Annotated in this window: 1 protein-coding gene; it reads left to right on the top strand. The window is 68.2% G+C overall.

What is annotated here, in order from left to right; translation table 11 throughout:
* Window positions 1-323: 323 nt before the first annotated feature.
* Window positions 324-2,433: collagenase (locus PUR56_RS29470; RefSeq protein ID WP_329951186.1), on the top strand; the 2,110-nt coding region annotated here is incomplete at its 3' end.

Raw genomic sequence — 2,433 nt, 5'->3', positions numbered from 1 at the left:
CTCGCCGCAGGACAGCAGAACTTCAGCGGCGCCAGCGCCACCGTCACCTACCAGTAGGCCGCGCCCGCCCGGCGACAGGCGTCGCCGAGCAGCACGTTCCACCGGACCCGGAGGGCCCCGCCGCACCGGCGGGGCCCTCCGGCCATGTGTTCTGACAACGTTTCGGTTGCGGCGAACGACAATCCGGTCCGAGGCCTTCCCGGCGCCATGCGACATGTGCCATTTTACATGTCACACATCGATTGGCCGCGTGCCCCAACGCGCGGTCACAACGGCCCCGGAGGCCCCCACAGATGCGTCCCTCCCGGATATCAACGGCCAACGTGCGCAGACTCCCTGCGCTCGGCGCGGCCTTCTTCATCGCGCTCGGCCTGTTCACACCGCAGAGCCAGGCCGCGCCCGTCGGCGCCACGGCCCCGGCCGGCGTGAACGCCACCGGAACCACCGCCTCGGCGCCGCGGTCGATCCCGGTCCCCAAGTCACCCGAGGCCAGGAACAACAGCCCCTTCAAGCTCTCCTCCCAGGACTACGGCAAGCAGTCCGCCGTCCCCGCCGTTCCGGTCACCGAGCCCCTCAAGGCGGCCAAGCAGTTCTCGGCCGCCGCCGGGGAGCCGTGTCCCAACCTCTCCGAACTGATCAACGCCACGGGCAGCGCGTTGGTCCAGCAGCTCAAGGCACTGCCGAACGTCCCCTGCGCCTACCCGCTGTTCCAGCTCACCGGAGCCGACGCCGGCAAGGCCTTCGGCGAAGCCAAGATGGTGACCGTCGCCAACGCGCTGCGCGACGCCTCCGCGACCTACCCGGGCGACAACAGCACCTCCGTCGGGCAGTTGGTGATGTACCTGCGCGCCGGCTACTACCTCCACGAGGTCCTCCCGGACGCCGTCGGCACCTACGGTCCGACCCTGGAGACCGCGGCCCGCGGCGCGCTCGACGCCTTCTTCGCCGCCCCGCACAGCAAGGACATCACCGACGCCAACGGCGACACCCTCAACGAGGTCGTCACGGTGATCGGCCAGACCAGGACCTTCGGCCGGTACAACGGCGTCCTCAAGTGGATGCTGAACAGCTACGACGGCAACTGGCCCCGGCTGATGAACCTCTCGCTGAAGCACTTCGACTGGCTCATCGAGGAAGGCCTCGACCCCAAGCCCGAGAAGGACGGCCAGGGCCTCAAGGCCGCGCTCAAGGCCGACTCCTCGCTCCTCGACGCCTGGTCGGGCTTCATCACCCGCAACGAGGACCTGCTGAACCGTGACGACATGGTCAGCAACATGGGCCGCTACCTCGGCTACGCCCTCGTCGTCCCCGAGCTCAAGGACCGGCTCCGGCCGCTGCTCAAGGACCTGATCAACCGGTACCCGAACGTCGGCCCCACCGCGCCGATCACCATGAACCTGGCCTGGGCCACCCGCCAGTTCGACAAGGGCAACTGCGCGGCCTACGCCATCTGCGACCTGACGGACCGCCTGCTCCCGGTCATCCTCCCGATCCAGCGCACCTGCAACCCGGGCCTGAAGATCCGCGCCCAGGACATGTCCCCCGCGCAGCTGACCAGCACCTGCACCAGCCTGACCAACCAGGACGCGTACTTCCACAAGGTGATCGGCGACAAGGGCGCGATCCCCGGTGACGTGAACACCGACCTGGAGGTCGTCGCCTTCGACGACTACTACAACTACGCGCTGTACGCCTGGGCCTTCTACAACATCGACATCGACAACGGCGGCATGTACGAGGAGGGCAACCCGGCCCTGCCCGGCAACCAGGCCCGCTTCATCGCCCACGAGGCCGACTGGCTCCGCCCGACCTTCCACATCTGGAACCTCAACCACGAGTACACCCACTACCTCGACGGCCGCTACAACATGGCCGGCGACTTCGACGCCAGCCTGACCACCCCGACCATCTGGTGGGTCGAGGGCATCGCCGAGAACATCTCGTTCGGCTACCGCAACCTGCCCAACACCGACGCGATCGCCGAGGCCGCCAAGAAGACCTACAAGCTCAGCCAGCTGTTCGACACCGTCTACGGCCAGGAGGCGGACCCCGACGTCAACTCGACCCGGGTCTACAAGTGGGGCTGGCTGGCCGTCCGCTACATGCTCCAGGAGCACCGCGCGGACATCGAGACCGTGCTCGCCAAGTACCGCACCGGTGACTGGGAGGGTGCCCGCACCTTCCTGAAGCAGACCGTCGGCACCAGCTACGACGCCGGCTTCGACGCCTGGCTGACCGCCTGCGCGACCAACGGCTGCGGCACGCTGCCGGACGCCCCGGTCGCCCCGACCACCCCGGTCTGCACCATCGCCGACCCGCGCCAGTTCGACAAGAACTGCCGCCGGGACAACCTCACCGCCACCGCCGGCAACTACAGCTACCACTTCCTGAACCTGCCGGCCGGCGTCAAGCAGCTGACCATCACCACCACCG

This window comes from Streptomyces sp. BE303, from assembly GCF_036290945.1.
In the GTDB taxonomy this organism is placed as follows: domain Bacteria; phylum Actinomycetota; class Actinomycetes; order Streptomycetales; family Streptomycetaceae; genus Kitasatospora.
The sequence above is the reverse complement of the archived record's forward strand: the minus strand, read 5'-3'. Positions and strand labels throughout refer to the sequence as shown.